Origin of the sequence: Microcoleus sp. AT3-A2, assembly GCF_036705685.1 — a bacterium.
Classification (GTDB): Bacteria; Cyanobacteriota; Cyanobacteriia; order Cyanobacteriales; family Microcoleaceae; genus Microcoleus.
This window is the reverse complement of sequence record NZ_JAUBVF010000025.1, coordinates 61,903-84,431: the sequence shown is the minus strand read 5'-3', so window position 1 is coordinate 84,431 and position 22,529 is coordinate 61,903. Positions and strand designations below refer to the sequence as shown.

At 44.7% G+C, this 22,529-nt stretch carries 14 protein-coding genes; 6 read left to right on the top strand and 8 right to left on the bottom strand.

What is annotated here, in order from left to right:
• Positions 1-119: 119 nt before the first annotated feature.
• Both coaE and patX read left to right on the top strand, forming a co-directional pair.
• The gene (gene coaE / locus QUB37_RS15990; RefSeq protein ID WP_333163586.1) at positions 120-857 is read left to right on the top strand and encodes a dephospho-CoA kinase; all 738 of its coding nucleotides are present in this window, start codon (positions 120-122) and stop codon (positions 855-857) included.
• Positions 858-1,665: 808 nt separating this feature from the next.
• Positions 1,666-1,869, top strand: a complete 204-nt coding sequence (gene patX, locus QUB37_RS15985) for a heterocyst-inhibiting protein PatX (RefSeq protein ID WP_333163584.1) — start codon at positions 1,666-1,668, stop codon at positions 1,867-1,869.
• Between the two features lie 561 nt (positions 1,870-2,430).
• On the opposite strand, the gene QUB37_RS15980 is transcribed toward patX, so the two are convergent.
• Positions 2,431-3,837: a TldD/PmbA family protein gene (locus QUB37_RS15980; protein WP_333163583.1), complete on the bottom strand. Its 1,407-nt coding sequence runs from the start codon at positions 3,835-3,837 to the stop codon at positions 2,431-2,433.
• A gap of 268 nt (positions 3,838-4,105) precedes the next feature.
• Between QUB37_RS15980 and QUB37_RS15975 the strand changes: the two genes are divergently transcribed.
• Positions 4,106-5,722, top strand: a complete 1,617-nt coding sequence (locus QUB37_RS15975; RefSeq protein ID WP_333163581.1) for a HAMP domain-containing sensor histidine kinase — start codon at positions 4,106-4,108, stop codon at positions 5,720-5,722.
• Between the two features lie 87 nt (positions 5,723-5,809).
• On the opposite strand, the gene QUB37_RS15970 is transcribed toward QUB37_RS15975, so the two are convergent.
• From QUB37_RS15970 to QUB37_RS15960, 3 genes are all read right to left on the bottom strand, one after another.
• On the bottom strand, positions 5,810-11,326 hold the full coding sequence (locus QUB37_RS15970; protein ID WP_333163579.1) for an AAA family ATPase: 5,517 nt from the start codon (positions 11,324-11,326) through the stop codon (positions 5,810-5,812).
• A 169-nt stretch (positions 11,327-11,495) separates the two neighbouring features.
• On the bottom strand, positions 11,496-12,998 hold the full coding sequence (locus tag QUB37_RS15965; RefSeq protein WP_333163577.1) for a UDP-N-acetylmuramoyl-L-alanyl-D-glutamate--2,6-diaminopimelate ligase: 1,503 nt from the start codon (positions 12,996-12,998) through the stop codon (positions 11,496-11,498).
• A 198-nt stretch (positions 12,999-13,196) separates the two neighbouring features.
• Positions 13,197-13,502 (bottom strand): glutaredoxin family protein, encoded by a 306-nt coding sequence (locus tag QUB37_RS15960; protein WP_333163593.1) that lies wholly within the window; start codon positions 13,500-13,502, stop codon positions 13,197-13,199.
• Positions 13,503-13,853: 351 nt separating this feature from the next.
• On the opposite strand from QUB37_RS15960, the gene QUB37_RS15955 reads away from it, so the two are divergent.
• The 3 genes from QUB37_RS15955 (at position 13,854) to QUB37_RS15945 (ending at position 17,144) form a co-directional block, all read left to right on the top strand.
• Positions 13,854-15,128 (top strand): ATP-dependent DNA ligase, encoded by a 1,275-nt coding sequence (locus QUB37_RS15955; protein ID WP_333163575.1) that lies wholly within the window; start codon positions 13,854-13,856, stop codon positions 15,126-15,128.
• 89 nt (positions 15,129-15,217) lie between these two features.
• Complete coding sequence (locus tag QUB37_RS15950) at positions 15,218-15,793, top strand: Uma2 family endonuclease (RefSeq protein WP_333163573.1); 576 nt, start codon at positions 15,218-15,220, stop codon at positions 15,791-15,793.
• Between the two features lie 109 nt (positions 15,794-15,902).
• Positions 15,903-17,144: an exonuclease SbcCD subunit D gene (locus tag QUB37_RS15945; RefSeq protein ID WP_333163571.1), complete on the top strand. Its 1,242-nt coding sequence runs from the start codon at positions 15,903-15,905 to the stop codon at positions 17,142-17,144.
• A gap of 84 nt (positions 17,145-17,228) precedes the next feature.
• Here the strand turns inward: QUB37_RS15945 and fmt are convergent, their stop codons facing one another.
• From fmt to QUB37_RS15925, 4 genes are all read right to left on the bottom strand, one after another.
• Positions 17,229-18,227 carry a methionyl-tRNA formyltransferase gene (gene fmt, locus QUB37_RS15940; protein WP_333163570.1) on the bottom strand — a complete coding sequence of 333 codons (999 nt, stop codon included), beginning with the start codon at positions 18,225-18,227 and terminating at the stop codon, positions 17,229-17,231.
• 108 nt (positions 18,228-18,335) lie between these two features.
• Positions 18,336-18,620 (bottom strand): DUF2442 domain-containing protein, encoded by a 285-nt coding sequence (locus tag QUB37_RS15935; protein WP_333163568.1) that lies wholly within the window; start codon positions 18,618-18,620, stop codon positions 18,336-18,338.
• A 3-nt stretch (positions 18,621-18,623) separates the two neighbouring features.
• Positions 18,624-18,884: a DUF4160 domain-containing protein gene (locus QUB37_RS15930; protein ID WP_333163566.1), complete on the bottom strand. Its 261-nt coding sequence runs from the start codon at positions 18,882-18,884 to the stop codon at positions 18,624-18,626.
• A gap of 181 nt (positions 18,885-19,065) precedes the next feature.
• Entirely contained in the window at positions 19,066-22,281 is a 3,216-nt protein-coding gene (locus QUB37_RS15925) for an SUMF1/EgtB/PvdO family nonheme iron enzyme (RefSeq protein ID WP_333163564.1), read from the bottom strand.
• Positions 22,282-22,529 lie beyond the last annotated feature (248 nt).

Sequence of the window (22,529 nt, the reverse complement as noted above, 5' to 3'; positions counted from 1 at the left end):
TCCTAACGCGAACTCTCGATCGCAAATCTTAAATTTTAAGTCTAAATTTGATTGTGTCACCAACATAGCAAAGACTGACAGTAAGTGTCGAAACACAGGAAGTTTAAACAGAGAAAATTATGAGCGATCGAATTGTCCGTCTGATCGGTTTAACTGGGGGCATCGCCACCGGTAAAACCGCCATATCTAATTATCTGGCAGATGCCTGTGGATTTCCGATTTTAGATGCCGATATTTACGCCCGCGAAGCTGTGAACCCCGGTTCGCCAATACTTGACTCTATTGTAAAACGATACGGCGCGGGTATTTTGCTCCCGGATGGCAATTTAAATCGACCCGAGTTGGGAAGTATTATTTTTTGTAACGCAGACGAGCGGCAGTGGTTGGAACAACAGATTCACCCTTACGTGCGCCGCCGATTAGTTGAGGAAACTCAAAGCTGCATTGCTGCATCGAGTTTGGTATCCCAAGACACACAGGATTTAGGTACAAAGACTCAAGAAACCGGCTTTTTTCACCATCATCAAAAGCTAGAACCGAGTATTGTTGAAAAAAAAACCGGTTTCTGTGCCAAGGCTGACACGTTGACTTTGGTTTTGGTAGTGCCGCTGCTGTTTGAAGCTAACATGACTGACTTGTGTACCGAAATTTGGGTAGTGTACTGTTCACCCAAAGTGCAGTTAGAACGACTAATGCAGCGAGACGGCTTGAGTTACGATCGAGCTAATGCCCGCATTAACGCCCAGTTGCCGCTAGCTCAAAAGTGTCAACAAGCTGATGTTATTTTGGACAACTCGTCAACCCTCGACTCGCTATTCCTGCGGGTAGATTTGCAAGTCAGTCGCTGTGAGATTTGATACTTGAGATTGACTCGGCGATATCAGTTTTAAAACCTGGTTTTTTACTTTCTGCGCGGCAGTTCGATTTGAGAGTTGAGATTTGAGATTGACTCCACGATTTTGTCAACGGGCTTTTTTTTCCCAACCGCTTTCGACTCCTCCTTCGGAGTGGCGCGTAAGCGCTTTTGTCACAAAGCAAGATCAGAAAAGATCAGAAAAGATCAGAAAAAATAAAAGGTTCACAATTTATTTAAAAATACAATAGCAATCATTTATGAAGTTAATGTAAAAAATTAGGCACTGCCCCCTTTAAGGAATCTCATTCACCAAGATATTTATATGTAACGTGCTGATGGCGCGCCTGGGTACTCTCCTGTTGTGTCTTTAATCCCCCGATTGCGGCTTCAACTCAATAAATTATGAAGTTAATCATAAAAGTCGTAAAACTTTACAATTGGCGGTTTTTGTTTCCTTGTTGGAAGGTCGTTTCCAGAGGATTCCAGAGGCGATACCATTTTAGATTTTAGATTTTAGATTTGGGAAGGATTTATAACTACCAGGGTTGGGAATACGGGCATAGAAGAGTAGCATTCTTTTTTTGAACATGGTCTTGAATTCTGCTGGTTGCCCGCCAGTAGCAGATAACTAGAAATTACCCGCGAACAAGCGAGCTAGATAATGGATTTCACCCGCTTTTAACCAAAACTAAAAAAATTGTAGGTGCCGTCACTTACTAATTGATGACTTCGCCACAAATATTTTTTTTATCCTGATAGCAGAGTACACACTGCGTATCAAGAAGGGGAAAATACAAATACCAAAATTTATGATGCGCGTTTACTCTTCCATCCTGATGTCCAGCCTGTTACTGAGTTGTACCGCAGTTAACGCTCAAAGCTTAGAAACTCGATCGACCTTTTTTGCTCAAGACAACTCTGCTCCCGAAATTTTAACCGCCGTAGCCGAGACTCAAACCTTTTACGAAGATTACGATAAAAATAAACCGCCCGGACGAGGCGACGGGAGATAATCCCAAATAAATGGCTATTTTTGCAAAAAAAAAGCGAAATCTACTGACTTATTACTTGTGTAAATTTTGCTTTTTTTTATATTAACGAAGGAATTCAGAATTTATCAAACTAAAAATTAACCGCCATTAGTTCCGGATATGCAAAAAAAAGTCTGTATCGGGGAGGAGAAACTTTGAGCTAAAACTTCACAATGTATACTCTGAAGCAATTGGCATTATTAAGCGCACTATTGGCTAGCGCCATAGCTGTTACTCAAAAACCAGAAAACAGTTTAAGATCGGAAAATCAGTTTACTACATCTCAAAAACTGTTATTAGCTAAAGATAGCGGTAGCAAATCACAACGCTGTAACTCCTCCCCGACTCCGGGGTGCTCTCGCCGAGATAACGTCAGTGATATGTAGAATTAAATCTCGGAATGCCAACAAAAATCTAGGATTAAGATTTCTATATTTTTGGGGCGGGTGGGAAACCCCACAAGAAAATTTAATTTTCTTAGGAACAAGCCGGAAAGCCTGTTCCTAAGAATGATGCCTGATGTGAATTTAAGCGGACTTGATATCAATCCTCCTCAGCAGCTTCGCCACCAACAACGACATCGCGAATCCGCAAACTCGGGCCGCCGCAGCCCACGGGCAAACCGCTTTGCCCTGCCTTGCCGCAGCCCCCGGATTCATCCCAGTAGAAATCGTCGCCGATCGCCTCAATATCGGCTAAAGTGCTGAAAACATTACCCGAAAGAGTAACATCCCGCACCGGATTGTCCAGTTTTCCGTCGCGGATCATCCAAGCTTCGCCGGCACTGAAAGTAAACATTTCGCCGTTAGTCATGCCGCCTTGCCAATTGCGCGCATAAACACCTTCTTTGATACCAGAAAATAAGTCAGCAACTGGCGTGTCACCCCGTTCGATCCAAGTATTCGTCATGCGGACGATCGGCGGATAGTGATAATTCAAACAGCGAGCATTGCCAGTAGGCGTTTCTCCCAATTTGCCCGCAGTTTCCCGCGAGTGCAGTCGCCCGACTAAAGCGCCGTCTTTAATTAACTGAGTAGTAGTCGCGGGAGTGCCTTCATCGTCGTAGAAATAGCTGCCTCGGTGTCCCTCTGGCGCTGCACCGTCGAAAATTTGCAAGTTTTTGGGGCCGAACTGGCGGCCGAGGGTCATAATTTCCAAGATGTCGGGATTTTCGTAGGCCATGTCGGCTTCGGAAAGGTGTCCGAAGGCTTCGTGGACGAATAATCCGCTCAAAATTGGGTCGATGACGACGGTGTAGGTGTTGCCTTGGACGGGGGGTAAGGCTAGGGAATCTACAGCACGCTGGGCGGCGCTGCGAACTTGAACATCGAGATCCGTTAAGTCTTCGTAGGCTTTGCGGGAACCAGTGGTTTCGCGGCCAGTTTGTACGGTTTCCCCGCTGCGGGCTGTGGCGGCAAAGCGCATTTCCATGTCTGCCCAACCTTGTTCGAGCATGGTGCCTTCGGAGGTGGCGAGGATGATGCGCTGGGTGCTGTCGCCGTAGCGCACGGAGATTGTGGCGATGCGGGGGTCAATGCTGCGGAGAATGGCCGCGTAGCGATCGCACAATTGCTTTTTGTCAATTAGGGGAACCAGACGGGGGTCTGTTCCTGTCAGCGGCAGCAAGCAAATGTCTTGTATTGGGCTGACAGGCGCCAAGATCGTTTCTTCTTCGCCGATCAGTTTTGCCGCGGCAATGGCTTCTTCGATTCTTTCGGCGAGGGTGGAAAGTCGGTTAAAGCTGGCAAAGCCCCAGCCGCCTTTGTGACAAGCTCTGACTTGACCGCCTATTGAGACTCCTTCGCTGAGGGTTTCAATTTTTTCGCCCCGCAGCAGGATGTCGGTGCCTTCGGCTTCTTCCAGTCGAATTGCCAAATAATCGACTTGGTGGCGGTAGCGTGCCATTAAGTCTGACAGCAGATTTTTCGAGTCGGCGATCGAGGTGGGCATAAGGAAAGCACGGTGTTTAACTTACTTCATTTTGCACTTTTGTCAGGGCGATCGTGCAAAATATCGCCCCAAGCACGGAGATTGCGACTTATTGGTACGGTTCTGCCAATATCGTTAGTTAACAAATGTGGATATCCTGTGAGTTAGGAGGAAGGTGCAAGAAATTATGCGGGATTTTTTGATCGTGCTGGTGCTTGACTCCTAACTCCTGAACTTTCCTATACATAAATACTTCACCCTTCATGCCTCCGAAGGTGGGTTTATAACTGTGAATACTTACTTTTTACCGACAATAAGCGAAATTTTAGCCTCCGAAGGCCAAGAAAATGACCTGAGTCTCTTTGATGCTAAGTTGGCGGGAGAAAACAACCGCCATCGGTGTCCTGCAAGCCGTGGGGCTTCTCGGCTGAAAGCTGAACACGAATGGTACGGGGCGATCGCAGCTTTGAATCAAATGCTCGATCGGCAAAAAGCAGCACAAAAAACAGATGTCGATCGACAATTTGCTCGATCAAAAATCTCCAATTCCTGTCAGGGATTGGTGTTGTCTGGCCCGTCTTCGGTTTTGACTGACCCTGAGAGGGCCAACGGCTTTGCCAATTGGATTTTTACCAGTATTCCCAATAACGATGCAGCTTTGTGGTCTTTTCGGGCTAGACAAACTTTAGCTTTAATGCCGGCGGCTGATGTGCAAACATCAGCGCCTGCAGCGGCCCCGGCTTTGGCTTTGGCAAGTGGCGATCCCTTAGCCAACGAGCAGTTTTGTTTGGTTTTAACTGCTCGTTTTAGCCTGGTGATGGTTTTGGGTGAAAATTCTGCAGGAATTCCGGCTTTTCTATTTTCTTTCGATCCGCAAGTAGTGGCGAAAGCTTGGGAGGTTTTGCGGCGCAGGGTGACTGAAAGCGAATGTTTGCTTGCCAATTCTGACGGTAGCTTCAATTTACCAGTTAGCAAATTCACTAATAATTCTACTAAATTAGACGCGCTGTTCCAGCAATTTTTGCCTGTGGAACCCCATTATCAAACGGTGATGCAGTTCAGCCGCTTGCTGTTGCATAATTTGCCGGTTGGGAAAGATGAAGCAGGCAGAATAAAGGATGAAAGAATTGATGATTGTTTGAACCCCAGGCATAAAAAGTTATCGGCTACAGATATCAACTGCAAATCTCCAATTCCTCTGGCTACTAAAGAGGTGGAATTGCTACAGGCGATCGCCCACGAAGTCCGCACCCCTTTGGCTACCATTCGCACGCTGACTCGCTTGCTGCTGAAACGTCCCAAACTCGATCCGGTGGTGGTCAAGCGTTTGGAAATGATTGATGCTGAGTGTACCGCTCAGATCGATCGCTTCGGTTTAATTTTCCGCGCCGTGGAATTGGAAATGTCGCACGCTAAAAATTCTGGCGTGCAGCTAACAGCAATGTCCCTCGGTGAAGTGCTACAAAATAGCATTCCCCGCTGGCAAAAACAGGCGAGTGTTCGCAACCACACTTTGGAAGTTATTGTGCCGAAAAAGTTGCCTGCGGTAGTCAGCGATCCGACGATGCTGGATCAGGTTTTAACTAATTTGATTGAGAATTTTACTCGAACTTTGCCTTCCGGGAGTCGCATTCAGGTGGAGGTGACATTAGCCGGCAATCAGTTAAAGTTGCAGTTGGAATCGGAACACCTACCTGAAGGTAATGGCGCATCAACTTTTGCAGCTAAGGCAAATGGTCCTTTGCGATCGATCGGGCCTTTGTTGATGGTGCAGCCGGAGACGGGAAGTTTGAGTTTAAACTTGAGCGTGACTAAGAATTTATTTCGGGCTGCTGGCGGGAAGTTGGTAATTCGCCAGCGGCCCCAAAAGGGTGAGGTGATGACGGTATTTTTGCCGCTGCAATAGTGATTAGTGATTAGTGATTAGTGATTAGTGATTAGTGATTAGTGATTAGTCATTAGTGATTAGTCATTAGTCATTAGTCATTAGTCATTAGTCAATTAAAATCTCAATGACAAACTCGGTTCCTTCTCCCGGTGTAGAAAAACAACTCAGTTTTCCGCCGTGTTTTTCTTCTACAATTTGACGTGCGATCGCCAGTCCTAACCCAGTTCCTTTGCCCACATCTTTAGTGGTAAAGAGATGGTCGAATATACGATTTTTTACCTCGTCTGACATTCCTTTTCCGTTATCGGCGATGGAAATTTTTACCTTTTCACTTTCTACTTGTGTCCGAATAGTGATGTGATTGGGATGGGCTTGAATTTCAGCAAAACTCCGTCCTTGATTCGATTCTTCTAAGGCATCGATCGCATTTGCTAACAAATTCATAAATACTTGGTTTAATTGTCCCAAATAACATTTTACTTTGGGAATCTTGCCGTACTCTTTAATGATTTGAATTTCAGGATGCTTGTCGTTCGCTTTCAGGCGATGGCGTAAAATCATCAAAGTGCTATTGAGTCCTTCGTGGATATTAGCCTCAACTTTATGGGCAGTATCGGCGCGAGAGAAAGTGCGGAGGGAGGTGCTGATGTTTTTGATGCGCTCGCATCCTATTTTCATGGAACTCAACATTTTGGGTAAATCTTCTACTAGATAATCTAAATCTATTTCCTCTGCTTTCTTAATCAATTCTGCTTCCGATGGAGGATACTTTTCTTGATAGAGGCGCAAATAATCAATTAAGTCTTGGACTCCAGCATGAGCTTCATTAATGTTCCCGGCAATGAAACCAACGGGGTTGTTGATTTCATGGGCAACCCCGGCCACTAGATTACCTAATGCTGACATCTTTTCACTTTGGATCATTTGCATCTGAGTTTGCTGAAGTTCATTCAAAGTCTGCTGCACTTGGTGATAAAGGCGGGCATTCTCCAGAGCGATCGCCGCTTGACTAGAGAGAAAATTCAGCACTAGGAGGCGATCGCGACTAAACACCCCACTGGTTATCCGATTTTCTAGATACAAAATGCCGACCAAATTCCCCTGATTTAGAATTGGCAAACCCAGCAAACTCTCTGGTTGATGGTGATCTAAATAATCGTCAATCACAGGCAGATCAGTTTTGAGGTGATCGATGACAACTGCTGCTAGGGTGTTTTTGACATACTGGATTAATTTAACAGGAACGGTGGGATTATTCTCTAGGGGTTCCCTTTGCAGGCTAATGTTTTCCCACGTAGCTATCGCCCGCACTTGCCATTGTTGATCTTGGCAGAGCATCAGTGCACAGCGATCGGCTCCAGAGTTTTGTAGCATGGTTTGGGTCACAATTTGCAGCAACTCATCCAGGTCGATCGTGCTGGAGATCATTTGGGAGATTTGCAGCAGGGTCGTAAAATCTAGAGCATGGTTGATCGAGGTGCTTGAGGTAGTGTGGTGGGTGCCCGAATGAATGGAGTAGGTGGGATTGGTGAGGGTGGATAGGGTTTCTAACATAGTGAAGGGTTGGGCGCACTGTTGTAAGATGGGGCGCAGCAGATCGGGATAACGTTTTTCTAGGTCATCGGTTTTGGCTTTTGCTCCCCAGCGGGCGTAACAATAGTAGGCTTCCTGCATATAGCCTGCGGCGACTTTTTCTTTGCCCCAGTCGAGGTAGAATTTAGCTGCAAGTTCGTGGGCGAGGGCTTCTTCGTTGAGGAATTGGTTTTCTTTAGCGAGGATGATTGCGCGATCGTAAAAATCAGCAGCCTGCCATTTTTGTTCAGCAACACGGGCCATCTCCGCCTCTAAAAGCAGAAATTTGGACAAACAATTTTCAGGACAGTTCTGTGCCCAGATTTGAAGTTGTTCCCTATTCTCTTGAACAACTTCTTGATAATCTTTTGGTAGTTTTTCCGGTACTCCCCCATAAAGTTGCAATACACTCAAAGACTGATAAAAACAATGCAGGACACGTTGAAATTGTCCATAAAGTGTATTAGAAAACTCAGCCGCAGCTACTAACATTTCATAAGCTTTAGCATACTCACCGTAGGTGAAAAACAAAAAGGCTTTAGCGAAATAGTAAGTGCTACTGCCATAGCCATAGCCAATTTCATTGAACGTTGCTAGCGCCGACTCTTCATCAAATGTTTCAGAGCTAAGGCTATACTTCCCTATTGTTAGCCCTTGCAAATTCTCAAGGAGCTTGCACTGAAGAATTAGGGCAAACGCTGTCGTAATCTCCGTCCGTTCCGCAAAGCTGATGTACTTTTCATGTCGAGCCAGCAAACTGTGAATATCGCTGGATACGATCGCCTGCTGCCAGAAACTGAACAGAGCACTGTGATGACACCAAGAAAAATCGCCTACCTCCATTGCCCCCTGATAAGCAGCTTGTTGCAGAACAAGATTAGAACTAACGTGCTTGCGCCAATGGTTGATAAAGTTGCCGAAGGACATATAAATTTTGCCATTCAGGGTGGTGTTATGAAATTTTTCATTCACCTTCAACCCTAAAAGTCCAAACTCATAGCCCAATTCATAGTCTTGGAAGCGTTGACAGAGAATTGTTCCATACCAAACATAAACAAAACCCGCCACATTTGTATTCCCGTATTGCAAACAGAGATTGGTCATGTGTAAAACAACCAGCACTAACAAATCCTGATTAGTTAGGTAAGTAGGCGGTACCATATTCATTAGCAGTTTGATCAGCATCTGGCGTTCTTCATCGACAATGAGTGGTGCGTCGATTAGTCCTGCAACTGCGCGCTGATTTAAGGTTTTTTTAACTTCCAGAGCCATCCCTTCTAACTCGGCTTCATTTGGCATAATTGCCAGTTCTAAGCCTAACAGTTTCAGTCCTTCAATTCCTACCTGAATCGCCTTTTGATACAGGGCTTTATTTTGATAATGGGTTAGCTGAATAGCAATAATTTTAGCTCGATCAAGAATATATTTAGCAGAGCTAAATGCGAGGTCTGTCAACTTTTCAGCTTCCTCAAAATTTCCAGCCAAAAATTCAGCTTCAAGGCTTTCTAAATACATCGTAAATGTTAATCTATAGGCAGATTCCCAGTTATTGCTGGGTAGGAAACTTAAACCGAAAGCGAGATATCTTGTCGCCGATTCATAAGCCGTTGAGAGTTTGGCTCTCTGCCCTGCAAAGAGGCTAATTTTAGCAAGCCTTGTTCGTTCTTCTTGCTGCGTTATTAGCTCGGAGCCAATGATAAAATGATTAATAATATCGAACACTTCTTCTCCTCTTTCAACTTCGGAGAAATTCGGAAGAAGTAACTGTCCTATTCTGAGATGGGTTGCTTGCTTTTGGTCATCAGGAATTAATGAATAAGCAGCTTGCTGAACCCGATCGTGTAGAAACTTGTAGTGAGGTAATTGAGCTGCTGTCGTTGGCAATGCAGAGCTGGTTGTCCGCTCTTCTTTTCCTAGATAAAACTTGTAAATTTCACTGGTTGGTAAGATGAATCCTTCTTGCAATGATTTCCATAAATCCGCAGCAGTTTCTTCCGGTGACTTCTCGCTGACTACCGCCAATGTATTCAAATCAAAGTGCGCTCCTATGCACGCAGCCAACTTCAGCACATCCTGAGTTTCTGGTGGCAACTTCTGCAATTGCACCGCCATAAACTCCACTACATCATCGGTGATAGTTAGGGCTTTGACTTTGGCGATATCGCACTGCCACCCCCCTGTTATCCCCCTCTCTCTCCCCTGGGAAAGGGGGGTGGGGTCAAACACAATCAGCCCATCTTCCTGTAGCGCCCTGAGAAATTGCGTGGCAAAAAATGGATTGCCTTTGGTTTGTTGATAAGCTAACTCGGTTAATGGCTGAGCCAGAATGCGATCGCACGAGAGGGTATCTGCTATCAAATCGTTAATATCGGCTTGACTCAGAGGTTGCAAGGTAATAGTATTTACCGTTACTTGGGATTTTTCCATCTCTGCTACTGCCAACATAAATGGATGAGCTGGGGATACTTCGTTATCCCGATAGGCTCCAATTACCAGCAAATTTTGACTATCTTTTTCACTCATCAACACTTGCAAAAGCTTCAGGGATGCTGAATCTGACCATTGCAAATCATCTAAAAAAATCACTAAGGGATGTTCTTTTGTAGCAAAAACCGAGATAAATTTTTGAAATAGTAAATTGAAACGATTTTCGGCGGCACTTCCCGAAAGTTCAGAGACAGGCTGTTGTTTACCAATAATTCGTTCTAATTCAGGAATTACTTCTACAATAACTTGACCATTTTCGCCAAGAGCCTTGATAATTTTCCTTTGCCATCGTTTGAGCTGAGCGTCGCTTTCTGAGAGTAATTGATCCATTAAATCTCGGAAGGCTTGCACAAAAGCACTAAAGGGAATGTTACGTTGAAATTGGTCGTATTTGCCTTTGATAAAATAACCGCGTTGGCGAACAATGGGTTTGTGAATTTCGTTGACTACAGCGGTTTTCCCAATGCCGGAAAATCCGGCAACTAGCATCATTTCGCTGCGGGATAAATTCGAGTCACGCCACTCCTCCTTAATCAAAAGGAGGTCTTCTTTTCCCTCGTTTCTATCGGTTATAGGCTCTTTTGGGGAAGGAGAATTAGAGGGGTTTGCTACTCGATCGAATGCTGCTAATAATGCAGCGACTTCGGTTGCTCTGCCGTAGAGTTTTTCGGGTATGATAAAGCGATCGCAAAAATCTCGCCGCCCAATGGCAAAACTCTCAATTTTACCTGTCTCATTGAGTTGTTGCAAACAAGTTTTTAAATCGGCTTTCAGCCCTAATGCACTCTGATACCGAGCTTCGGCATTTTTTTCCATCAATTTGCTGACCATCTCCGAGAGAACAAGGGGAATTTTGGGGTTAATTTCATGTACAAATGGTGGGTGCTGGGCAATGTGACAGTGGATCAATTCCATCGGATCGCTGGATTGAAATGGCAATTTTCCTGTCAGCAATTCGTAAAAAGTTACACCTAGTGAATAAAAGTCGGTGCGGTAGTCAAGGCCGCGATTCATTCTTCCTGTTTGTTCGGGAGATAAGTAGCTTAATGTTCCTTCGATCACGTTAGGACTCATCAGCATTTGAGTTTCTCGCGGCAGCAAAGATGCAATACTAAAGTCAATGAGTTTGACTTGTTTAGTCTCAGGATTTATTAAAATATTGGCGGGTTTAATGTCTTTGTGAATTATGCGGTGGCGATAAAGTATATCTAATGTGTTGCTTAGGTCGATCGCAATTTGGAAAAAATCAACCAGAGATTGCACGGCTTTTCCTTTCCCCGTCCATTCCTTCAGAGAAATTCCCCCGAAGTCTTCCACAATCAGCGCATAGCCGTTGCGGTAGGGTTCCAAGCTGTAGGTTTGGATGATTCCGGGTAAATTCAGGTTTTTGGCGATCGTGTATTGATTGCGAAAATGCAAGAGTTCGCTGAAGCTGGGATACTCGTTCCGCAAGACTTTGATGGCGACCGGTTTTTGGTCCGAGAGGCGAATTCCGCGATAAACTAGGGTGCGAGTGCCTGAGTAAATTCGAGCGAGAATTTGATAGCCAGTTAATTCTATCATAACAATAATTATTTCGCTATTAAAATATTTTATTTTACTATTATAATCTACTGCAAATCAGATTATACCTTCGTATCCATACTTAAAAATACAATAAATTTTACAGCCAGCGAACAGCTAACAGTTAACGGTTAAGTGAATTCACTTAACTGTTAACTGTTAACCGCATTCACTTAACCGAATTCATTCTCGCTTTCAAGGCATCTCGCGCTTGTTCTCGATCGTCAAAATGGACTTTTTCGGTGCCCAAAATTTGATAATCTTCGTGTCCCTTTCCTGCAATCAGCACGCCATCTCCCGGTTTAGCTTCCATAATAGCAGTGCGAATTGCAGCGGCTCGATCGCACATCACGATCGGCTTTACTGCGGCGGGAATTCCTGCTAAAACATCCTCCAAAATGCGATCGGGATTTTCAGTGCGCGGATTGTCGGAAGTAACAACCGCTAAATCAGCTAATTGTGCAACGATTTTACCCATGATCGGCCGCTTAGTGCGATCGCGATCGCCACCGCAGCCAAACACGCAAATCATCTGACCCGGAATAAACGGCCGCGACGCCTTCAACAAGTTCTCCAAACTGTCTGGAGTGTGCGCGTAATCCACAATAACGCTAATATCTTGGTCGGGACTAATTTGCACCCGTTCCATCCGTCCCGGAACTCCTGAAAACTGAGATAACTTCTCCACAATTGCGGACAAATCTAAACCCAATTCTAAAACAGCACCAACAGCAGCCAACATATTTGATAAATTGAACTGACCAACTAAAGGCAAAGAAAAAGCTGTTTCACCCTTGGGAGTGTGCAGCATTCCCTTAACTCCATTGGGCTGATACTCCAAATCAAAAGCATACAAATCTGCGGTTTTCAGAACAGTGCTGTAACTCCAAACTAGGTCGGACTTTAAACTTTCAACTATCCGCTGCCCGTAGGGGTCGTCAATATTAATTACAGCGCGCTTTTTGAGATAATCCGAACTAAATAAAAGCGATTTTGCCTCAAAATAATCTTCCATATCGCGGTGATAATCGAGATGATCTTGAGTCAAATTTGTAAAGACAGCAACTTCAAAACTACACCCCAAAACTCGCTGCTGCGCTAAAGCGTGGGAACTGACTTCCATCACCCCGTGTTTGCATCCGGCGACTACAGCTTCTGCTAATTGCTTTTGCAGGTCAACTGCAAAAGGTGTGGTGTAAAGTGCAGTTTGTTGGAAGCCCGGCCAGCGAGTATAAAGCGTGCCGAAAATCGCCGTCGGCAACTGCATTTGATTGAGCAAAAATTCGATTAAATGAGTTGTGGTAGTTTTGCCGTTAGTCCCGGTAACGCCGACAAGTTTTAATTTGCTAGCTGGATTGCCGTAAAAAGCAGTTGCTATTTGACCGCAAACTTGAGCCATATCCGCTGCTGCGATGACGCAACTACCCCCGTCTTCGGAAGGTGTCTTCTCGGCTGCTTGGGTGGAAATTATGGCGGCAACTGCACCAGATTCGATCGCACTTTGCCAAAAATCTCCGCCATCTACCCGAGTTCCCGGCATTCCCAAAAACAAATCACCCGCCTCACAAGCGTGGGAATTAGTGGATAAACCCTTGACTTCGGCATCGAGGGCGGGATGTTGCGCGTCAAAGGAAATGCTGGGAACTGCTGCTAATAATTCTCTCAATTTCATCTAAAAAACTCCTCGCTTGAATGTCTTGAATATGACTGGCGGAACACATTGTTTGAGCCATTCTCTACAGGTTTTTGCTGTATGCGGTGCAAACCCTACGTTTTTTTATGCGCGGTGTAAAACCTATCGGCCTAGAGTAAGCTGCACACCGAGCACCCTGAAGTCAGGATTAAAACCTGAGTTTTTGGGTAAATCGTATTATTGTGATCGATCGATTTGCAAATATTTCTGTAACATTTGCTCCAATTGGGCGACACTACAGCGGGGAGAAGGACGGGGTAACAGTTCTTCAGTGGAGAATGCAGCCTCGCCAACAGAATTTATTGGCTGCGGCTGCACTTTAAACAAAACTGGAACTTCGTACTGATAAGCTTGAAACCAGTCCTCGCGTTCAGTAATATCTCGGACTTCGAGTTGAAACTTGACACTTTCAATCTGTTCGAGTTTTTCTTGCAACCCTTCACACAAGTGGCATCCGGGTTTGCTGTACAAAATCAATCGCATCATAACAGTAATATTAAACTCGATCTTAAATTCTCAAACCGGCGATCGCCAGTTGGCGAACTCAACGCGAGTAAGACGCAACTCACGGCTTTATTGGTCGCAATGCGCGATCGAAGTTATCTTAGCATTGGCAGCGAACAGATTACCGCGCTTGACAATCAAAACACTACAACCCCATCCCTCTTTTTCTTCTCTTCCTCTGTGCCCTCTGCGCCTCTGCGGTAAAAAAATAAATCTAGTTCACCAATGAAAGAGTTAAATTTATTCACATAACCTAATTGTAAACTCCACCTTGACTAATAAATCAATCTTTAGTATAGTATATAAATATCCCTACATAAAGGAGGCAGTATGGACTGCACCGAATACGCAGAAGCCAAGCGAAAAGCAGCTAAAAAAATTAGCGCCGACATTCGAGAACGCTGGAACAATCGCATCGTGACGCGAGGATTGCACTTGATGGGAGAAGCGGGGGCAGTGCAGTATTTGGCTGATTACGGGCGGGGAATTGGAACGGCAAAAGTTATTGGTTTTGCACTGTGCGCGGAGTCGGAAGGATACCCGGAAATGGCGATCGGCTTTTGGAAAAGAGCGTTTGAATTGGAAACCGGAGAAAAGCCGATCGCCCTCAATACTCCAAACAAATCTAGCACCAATCTTGCTGCTGCAAAATCAGCTACCGCTGCCAACATAGAGACTGTTAATAACCCCGTAGTTCCCGAATTACCACCGCACTTACAGCCGGGAAGGATTGTCACCATGCAGCCGGTTGACGCGCCGAGTGAACGTTCTTATTACATCGAAAATCCCGATTATTGGGGACAGCCAAAACGCGACGGCAATCGAGTAGTGGTCATCGCGACGCCAGATAAAGTATACTACCAATCGCGATCGACTAACCTGCGGCAACAAGCATCGGTTGAGATCGATCGCACATTAATCGACACAGCCGCTAAAATTGGCACCTTTGTTTTAGACGGCGAACTGTATTACAAAAGCTGTACAGGCAGCGAACACCGTACCGGGGCGCAAGCTGCTACAGTTAATATTGAAAGCGGTTTTCCGACTACTCAGCCCAGCGCAATTTATGCCATTTTTAAAAGTTTGTTTTTCAAAGGCAATGATTTAACTCCCGTGGCAGAATCCGAACGAATTGCAGTGGGAGTTGAAGTTGGCGAAATGCTGGCGAATTTATCCCCAGCCTTTGAAGTTGTACCGACATTTCGCACCACCGCCGAAAAGCTATTCCTGGCAAATCAGCAGGAATCCGAAAATAAAGAAGGCGAAGTTTGGGTGTTGCACAACTGTCACTATGTCGGGGGAAAAGATGTTAAGAAATATCCGATGGTGAGAACTAAATACTGTCAAGAACACGATTTGTTTATTGTGGGTTTGACGGCGACCAAAGTTGCGGGGCGGCCGTTTAGCGCCGTCAAAGTAGCGCAAGAAATTGAGGGCAAATTAGTCCCAGTAGGAACTGTGGGAACCGGGTTTAGCGCGGAGGAAATGCAGGAAATTGCCCGACTCTACGAGGCTAACCCCAAAAGTGTCAAAATTAAAGTGCGATCGCAGGGTTTGACGGAAAGTGGCAAATTATGGCACGCACGATTTCTGGAGTTTTGTTAAATTTGTAGGGAAACGGCACTGCCGTTTTCTTCCCCAAATATGCGAGTTCCAACACATAGTATCAGATAAAATCAGCCGAGTAAAAATCAATGGTTATCAGCAAAAACAATTTCTACATTTCTCCAGAAGAGTACCTAGAAGGCGAGCGAGTAAGCCCGATCAAACACGAATACAGACGCGGACACGTTTATGCAATGACAGGGGCAAAAAAGCCTCATATTGTTATTGGTAGTAATTTAGTTAGGCTGCTGGGAAATCATCTTCTGAATACACCCTGCTTAGTTTTATCATCAGATATAAAAGTCCGACTGGAAGAGGCAAATTGCTATTACTATCCTGATGTAGCGGTGACTTGCGGCGAAAGAGATACCTCAAATACTGAAGATTTCATTTTATATCCATCTTTAGTAGTTGAGGTATTGTCGCCCTCAACAGCAGCTTTCGACAGAGGCGATAAATTTGCCGATTACCAAACTTCTCCGAGTTTGCAAGAATACGTACTCATCACTCAATCTGAGATTAAAATTGAGTGCTTTCGGCTGAATGAGTCAGGAAATTGGGTTTCTCAAACTTACGGACAAGGAGATAGAGTAGAATTTGTTAGTGCGAATTTTAGTTGTGCAATTAGCGAAATTTATCAAAAAGTCCCCGGCATCATATTGTGATGTATGAAAAACAACTTTCTTTGGTTCGTAGTCAGGAATGCAAGTCCTTCTTCTGAGGACTTCCGTCCTCACTACGAACCAAAACGATAGCTAACCAATAGAAAAAACAATGATTAAAATCTTACACCTTTCAGACATTCACATGGGAAGCGGCTTTTCCCACGGCCGGATTAATCCAGAAACTGGTTTAAATACGCGACTGGAAGACTTCGCGGCGACGCTGAGTAAATGTATGGATAGAGCAATTTCTGAACCCGTAGATTTAGTCATATTCGGCGGCGATGCTTTCCCAGATTCGACGCCTCCACCGTTTGTCAAAGAGGCTTTTGCTCGCCAATTCAGCCGCTTGGTTGACGCGCAAATTCCGACTGTTTTGCTAGTAGGAAATCACGACCAACATTCTCAGGGACAAGGTGGCGCGAGTTTGGGAATTTATCGGACTTTGGGAATACCTAAGTTTATTGTAGGCGATCGCCTGGACACTCACCTCATTCAAACCCGCAGCGGGCCAGTACAGGTGGTTACTTTGCCTTGGTTGACTCGATCGACCTTAATGACGCGATCCGAGACTGAAAGCCTGTCTATGGGCGATGTTAACCAATTATTAACCGAAAAACTGACGATCGCAATGGAAGGCGAAATTCGCCGCCTAAACCCCGACATACCAACCGTACTTTTAGCGCACTTAATGGCAGATAAAGCAAGTCTGGGTGCCGAACGTTTTTTAGCAGTTGGCAAAGGTTTTAACATTCCCGTTTCCATGCTAACTCGCCCTTGTTTTGATTACGTTGCTCTCGGCCACGTTCACAAACACCAAAATCTCAATGCTTCCAACAATCCGCCAGTAATTTATCCCGGAAGTATCGAACGAGTTGATTTTAGCGAAGAGAAAGAAGATAAAGGTTTTGTGTTAGTTAATTTGGAACGGGGAAAAGCTGAGTGGGAATTTTGCACTTTGCCCGTGCGGGTGTTTCAGACGATTAAAGTGAATGTTTCCGAATCGGAAAATCCGCAAGCCGAGTTAGTTAAAGCTATTGGCAAGAAAGAGATACAAGATGCGGTTGTGAGATTGATTTACCAATTGCGATCGGAACAATTAGATTTAATCGACAATGCTGAATTGCACATACTTCTGGGCGAAGCGCACAGCTACACAATTCAGCCGGAATTAGTCAGTCAGTTAGCGAGGCCGCGCTTGCCAGAATTGAATGCTAATAATAGTATAGAACCGTTAGAAGCTTTGAAAACTTATCTGGCAAGTCGCGAAGATTTGAAAGATGTTGCTGAGAGTATGTTAGAGGCGGCACAAGGTTTGTTGGGCAATACGGAAGAAGTTTTGGTGGAATTTTAAGTCAATAATCGCGCATCTAATTACAAAATGATTTTGCTGCCCAATATTGTAGGGTGGGCATCTTGCCCGCCCTAAATATACTATTTAACTCCCCAAAATCTCACCCACCGCCAACCGAGTTCCATTGGCAAAATCCACCCCCGACTGCACCTTTTTCCCCGCTAACTGCACCTCCCGCAACAATAATAAACCATCACCGGTTTGGACGATCGCTCCCAACCCCTTCACAACCTTAACAACTTCCCCATTCGCGCCCGATAACTGGGCTAAAACAGGCCATTCGCGTTCCAAAACTCTCAAATCCGCTGGCATTTGCAGCCAATATTCCGGCCCGACGGGCACAGTAGCTATCACCTTCAGAGAATTGCCGCGAAAAGTCGTCGTGCAATCCGGGAAAAAGCCCCTAACTTGATTGTGAAGGGCGATCGCACTTTTCGACCAATCCAGCACATAATCTGCACTCTTAATCATCGGTGCGTAAGTCGCCTCAGCATCATCTTGAACAACAGCTTTAACCTTATCGTCTCTCAATTTCACCAAAGTTTCTATCAACAAATCCGCCCCAACTTCCGCCAACCTATCCGCCAAAGAATCAGCATTATCCAACAGCGAAATACCAGCAAAAGCCTTCAATAGCATCGCCCCAGTATCCATCCCAGCATCCATCAGCATAGTAGTAATTCCAGTTGTCTTTTCCCCGTCAAAAAGACAGCGCTGAATCGGCGCGGCACCGCGATACTTCGGCAAAATTGAACCGTGAACGTTAACGCAACCCAAACTAGGAATATCCAGAATTTCTTGAGAAAGAATTTGGCCGTAAGCCACCACCACAAACACATCCGCCGCCGCTTCTCGCAACTTAGCAAGCGTTTCCGCATCTTTCTTAATTCGCTGCGGCTGCCAAACCGGGAGACTGTGATTTAAAGCCACATCTTTTACAGGTGAAGGCATCAATTGATTCCCTCTTCCCCGACGTTTGTCCGGCTGAGTCACCACACCCACAACCTCGCATTCTGGGTGACTTAGCAAACTGGATAAAGTAGGAACAGCAAAATCGGGAGTGCCAAAAAAGACAATTTTCATAGATTTTTAGTTAAGTACATAGGTTTTTTGAATGATTAGTAATTCATTCATGGTATCATTTTAAGCTGCCGCGGTTGTGACAGCAAGATTTTTATCTGTATACTAAATCTAAAATCTACTGACAGATTCTTTTTTATACGTACCGATTGGCTGATTGGTAATAATTGAGTAGAGAACATCCGGGTCTAAATCGGCTCCATTTTCCCAATAAATAGTTCCCAAATCTGGATTAACTTTGACTTTAACAAAGTAACTAAGGTCTTCTAAAGGGGAAAAAATTCCCGTAAATTCAATCAGTTTACTGATATCAACAACTCCCTCTATATCGTCTTCAAACTTGAGATGTAGTTGATATAATTCAAACGGCTTAACCGAGATAATATCTTTAAGCATTTTCTACTCCAACGGTGTGATAGGCTCTAAAGGAGATTGAACTCTAGCTAGTTGCCAGTTTTGCATTAGTTCTGTCTGATGAATAGCCGCCCATTCTATAACTAGACCTAAGATGCGGGGGGAAAGTTTACCTTCTAAAATCGAAAGAGTTTCGATATCAATGATAGCTTTTTGTTGATTGTAGCGGACGTGAAAATGTGGAGGCGGGTGGTCTTTGTAGTACATGGTGATGATGATACCTAAAAAACGGCTAATTTCTGGCATTATCTCGCCTTCTCCATTATCGGTTGGAAAATGATTCCTGAATTGTTCATTATATACCGAATGAAATCTATTGACGGTTGTTTAGCGAATCTGTTGGCTGTAACGAAGTATTTTCCTAGAAAAACCCGGTTTCTACCCACTCATCGCCACTTCCCCGAAATAAAAATTGAGCGCTAACGCACTACCGGAAAATGAAATAGAGCAAAAAAGCAAAGAAGATTACACACAGGCAAGACCCCCCTCCGCTATCTTCTTCCTCCCGGTGCAAAGGTTCCGCTGGTGCTGGTTTACCTTGACGTTCTCTTGCTTCTGCTTCCCGGCGCAAACGTTCGACTTCTGCTTCCCGGCGCAAACGTTCGGCTTCGGCTTTCCGCTGTTGACGTTCGCTTTCTTCTGCTTCCCGGCGCAAATGTTCGGCTTCGGCTTCCGGCTGGAGAGCCAAAGCCTCCACTACACGAAAACCCCTGTGCAAGTTCGAGTAGCCCGCAGAGAGGTAGTTGCGGTTGCCAGCACGGCAAAAGACCGCATAGTCGAACCACGAACCCCCACGCTGCACCCGATTATTATCTCCGCCAGTTCCCCTGGAACTACCATCGGATGGTGCGCCGTTATAATTGCCATGCCAAGGATCAGCACACCATTCCCAAACATTCCCGTGCATATCGTATAAACCAAAGGCATTCGGCGGAAAACTCCCCACTGGCGTTGTTTCTTGGCGATAAAGTCCTTTGGGTGCCCAACTGTAGGGAACATTGCCATCATAATTAACTAAATCTGGGGTAATTGTTGGACCAAAGTGAAAAGGTGTTGTTGTATCTGCGCGACAAGCATATTCCCATTGGGCCTCACTCGGCAAACGATAGGTTTTCCCTGTTTTCTCCCGTAGCTTCTGACAAAAAATTACAGCATCATGCCAGGATACATTTTCTACAGGCCGCTTCGCACCTTTAAAATGAGAAGGGTTATTTCCCATCACAGCTTGCCATTGTTCTTGGGTAATGGGATATTTTCCGATATAAAATGGTTGGGCAAAAGTGACCTGATGTTGCGGGCGTTCATTATCATTACCTTCTCCCGACGGTGAACCCATCATAAAACTACCCGCTGGGATATGCACCATTTCCAGCTTCACCCCATTGCCTAAATCTTCGTCTTTCTGATAAGCTTTCCCCGACTGCTTGCTACTTCGTTTTCCATTCTTGTCCACCGTAATGATTTCAAAAGTAAATTCTTTACTTTTACTGGCTTTTTCCTGCCGGCGCAAACGTTCGGCTTCGGCTTCCCGCTGTTGACGTTCGCTTTCTTCTGCTTCCCGGCGTTGAATCTTTACTTCCGCTTCCTGGTTTCTATCCTTTAATACACCCAAAGCAACATCGCGAGTGTGCGAAACACCTGGTAAACTCGGATTGAGTTGCAAGGCCAGATTAAAATCTTCAACTGCCTGTTCTAACTGTCCTAATTTATGATAAACTAGCCCGCGATGATGGTAAGTATGAGCATCATTAGGATTTAATCGCAGTACCCGGTCAAAATCTGCGATAGCGCCCTCATAATCGCCAACTTGATAATAAGCCAAACCGCGCTGAATATTCGCGTCTAAGCGAGAACTATCTAACTGTAAAACTTGATAAAAATCTGTAATTGCCGAGGAATATTCCCCATTGTTTGACCGTTGTAAACCCCGTTGCCAACAAGACTCGATCGCGCTTAGTTGTAAATCCGCCCCCAAACCTTGCAAACATTGATTTAGCTTGGTTACATAGGGCAAATCATCAATGGTTAAAGCCGCAGCCAAAGCATTTAATAACTGACTTTGTTCTGGAATCGGCAAACCATGCAGCTTTAACCAATCTTGGACAGACAAATATAACTGTGCTGCGGCCCACTGCTTGTCAGCCAAACTCAACAGAGATACAGCTAAATCCAAACGCAAATCAGGAATTAATGCGGACTGTTCTTCAGCCAAGTTGTCATATAATGCCTGATAATAACCCACTGCAATTTCTATGACAGTCTCCTGTTCCTCTGCGGGCATTTTTGCCAACATTTCCGGGAGTAACTGCGGCAGCAAAGGTGTTTTTTGCTCGTTTGGAGGCAGAAACATCAGACAATATTCATCAACAATTAACCCCGCGATTAAAGCATGGAGTATTCCCATAAATTCTGCCAAATCATTGTAATCATTTTTGTGCAAATGATAAGGGCGATGAATTTCGCTTAAATCTTCTCCTTCCTCTAGGGCACCGCGTTCAATTTCCGAAATTCGTAAATTTTGCTGATAGCCTTGAACTGTTTCCTCACCATAACGGCTATCAAAATCAGCCACAGGCTTACCAGAGTCAATATACGCTTGTCGTTTCCCTTGCCAATTCACAGCCCGTTGTTTGGCACAATCATACAATACCTCAACCCAAGGTAACTTATTAATTGGGGTCTGGTAGCGATATTTTTTAAAATTAATATGCCAAAAGCCAAAGCGCAAATAAAAGTCATCGGGCGTGGCGGATGAGTCTAAAATGAGTGTGGGAATTACCCGCAAACCTGCAAATAAGTTTTCCGCCGCCGCTTCTTCCCGAAAAACATTACTCCGCCAATAACCGCCCATAAATTGCACTGGCCGGCCCTCGGTGATATACTTGTCTAGGAAGTTTCGCAGATAATTGCTTAAAAATTCCTCAGATACCGGAAAGTTTTGATTTGGTCTAGCAGCATCGTGAGTCAAGACTGGCGGTGATAAGAAAACTCGTAAAATGGGTGTATCTTCGGGGTTGATGTTGGCAATAATGTTTTCGGCAGTGACTAAAATTGGGGAATTTTCTAAGTTTTTTTGTTTGACAATGGTGGCAATTGCTGTTTCGCGATTTGCCTGAGCAATCTCTCGTGCTAAGAGAGAATCTAACTGTTTTAATTCTAGTTGGAGTTGACGCTGTTCGGCGATGCAGAATTTTTGCAATTCGGCGCGCAATACTTCTAGTTGGGCGCTGTGTTCGCGGTTGAGTTGGCCTTCATTGGCTTGAAAATCCCAATTTAATTGCGCTAATTTATCTTGTAACTCGCGGTTAAGCATACCTTCATTGCCTTGAAAAGCAATATTCATTTCTGCGAGGTATTCCTGTAAACCTCGGTTTAATTCGCCTTCTTCCCTTGTGACATCAAGGGTGGCTTGATGTTGCAAGGCTTGGAGAATAGAAATATTTTCTTGTAGCTTTATTTGTTTGTTAGCGTTTTCTGAATTAATCTTGGCAATAGAAATCGCCGTGTCTGCATTGATGTTAGCAATAGAGAGGGCGGTTTCAGCTTGGATATCTGCTTGATATTTTGTCGAAAAAAGTTTCGCATTAGCATCATCTCTAATCTGAACCAAAACACTTTTTTTTCCTGGCAATGCTTTCGTCATAAAAAATTGCTCCTATTTTGTATGGTTAAGGTTTGATCAACAAGATATTGATGGAATCTAAGCGTTTTTTGGGGCTGTTGCTGGGGTGTGGGCGGGTTTATTCAGATGATTGGTGGGTGGCACAATTGAGCGGTGAACCAGTCCCTACGGATTTTATTGAAGATTATACCAATAATTTTACCATTCATGTAGGAGCGGGTTCATCCACATATTTGCTACCCATCGACAAACGATCAAAACCCCCCCAC

Coding starts and splice junctions, on each gene's coding strand:
- coaE (WP_333163586.1), top strand. CDS start 120: ATGAGCGATCGAATTGTCCGTCTGATCGGTTTAACTGGGGGCATCGCC.
- patX (WP_333163584.1), top strand. CDS start 1,666: ATGATGCGCGTTTACTCTTCCATCCTGATGTCCAGCCTGTTACTGAGT.
- QUB37_RS15980 (WP_333163583.1), bottom strand. CDS start 3,837: ATGCCCACCTCGATCGCCGACTCGAAAAATCTGCTGTCAGACTTAATG.
- QUB37_RS15970 (WP_333163579.1), bottom strand. CDS start 11,326: ATGATAGAATTAACTGGCTATCAAATTCTCGCTCGAATTTACTCAGGC.
- QUB37_RS15965 (WP_333163577.1), bottom strand. CDS start 12,998: ATGAAATTGAGAGAATTATTAGCAGCAGTTCCCAGCATTTCCTTTGAC.
- QUB37_RS15960 (WP_333163593.1), bottom strand. CDS start 13,502: ATGCGATTGATTTTGTACAGCAAACCCGGATGCCACTTGTGTGAAGGG.
- QUB37_RS15955 (WP_333163575.1), top strand. CDS start 13,854: ATGGACTGCACCGAATACGCAGAAGCCAAGCGAAAAGCAGCTAAAAAA.
- QUB37_RS15950 (WP_333163573.1), top strand. CDS start 15,218: ATGGTTATCAGCAAAAACAATTTCTACATTTCTCCAGAAGAGTACCTA.
- QUB37_RS15945 (WP_333163571.1), top strand. CDS start 15,903: ATGATTAAAATCTTACACCTTTCAGACATTCACATGGGAAGCGGCTTT.
- fmt (WP_333163570.1), bottom strand. CDS start 18,227: ATGAAAATTGTCTTTTTTGGCACTCCCGATTTTGCTGTTCCTACTTTA.
- QUB37_RS15935 (WP_333163568.1), bottom strand. CDS start 18,620: ATGCTTAAAGATATTATCTCGGTTAAGCCGTTTGAATTATATCAACTA.
- QUB37_RS15930 (WP_333163566.1), bottom strand. CDS start 18,884: ATGCCAGAAATTAGCCGTTTTTTAGGTATCATCATCACCATGTACTAC.
- QUB37_RS15925 (WP_333163564.1), bottom strand. CDS start 22,281: ATGACGAAAGCATTGCCAGGAAAAAAAAGTGTTTTGGTTCAGATTAGA.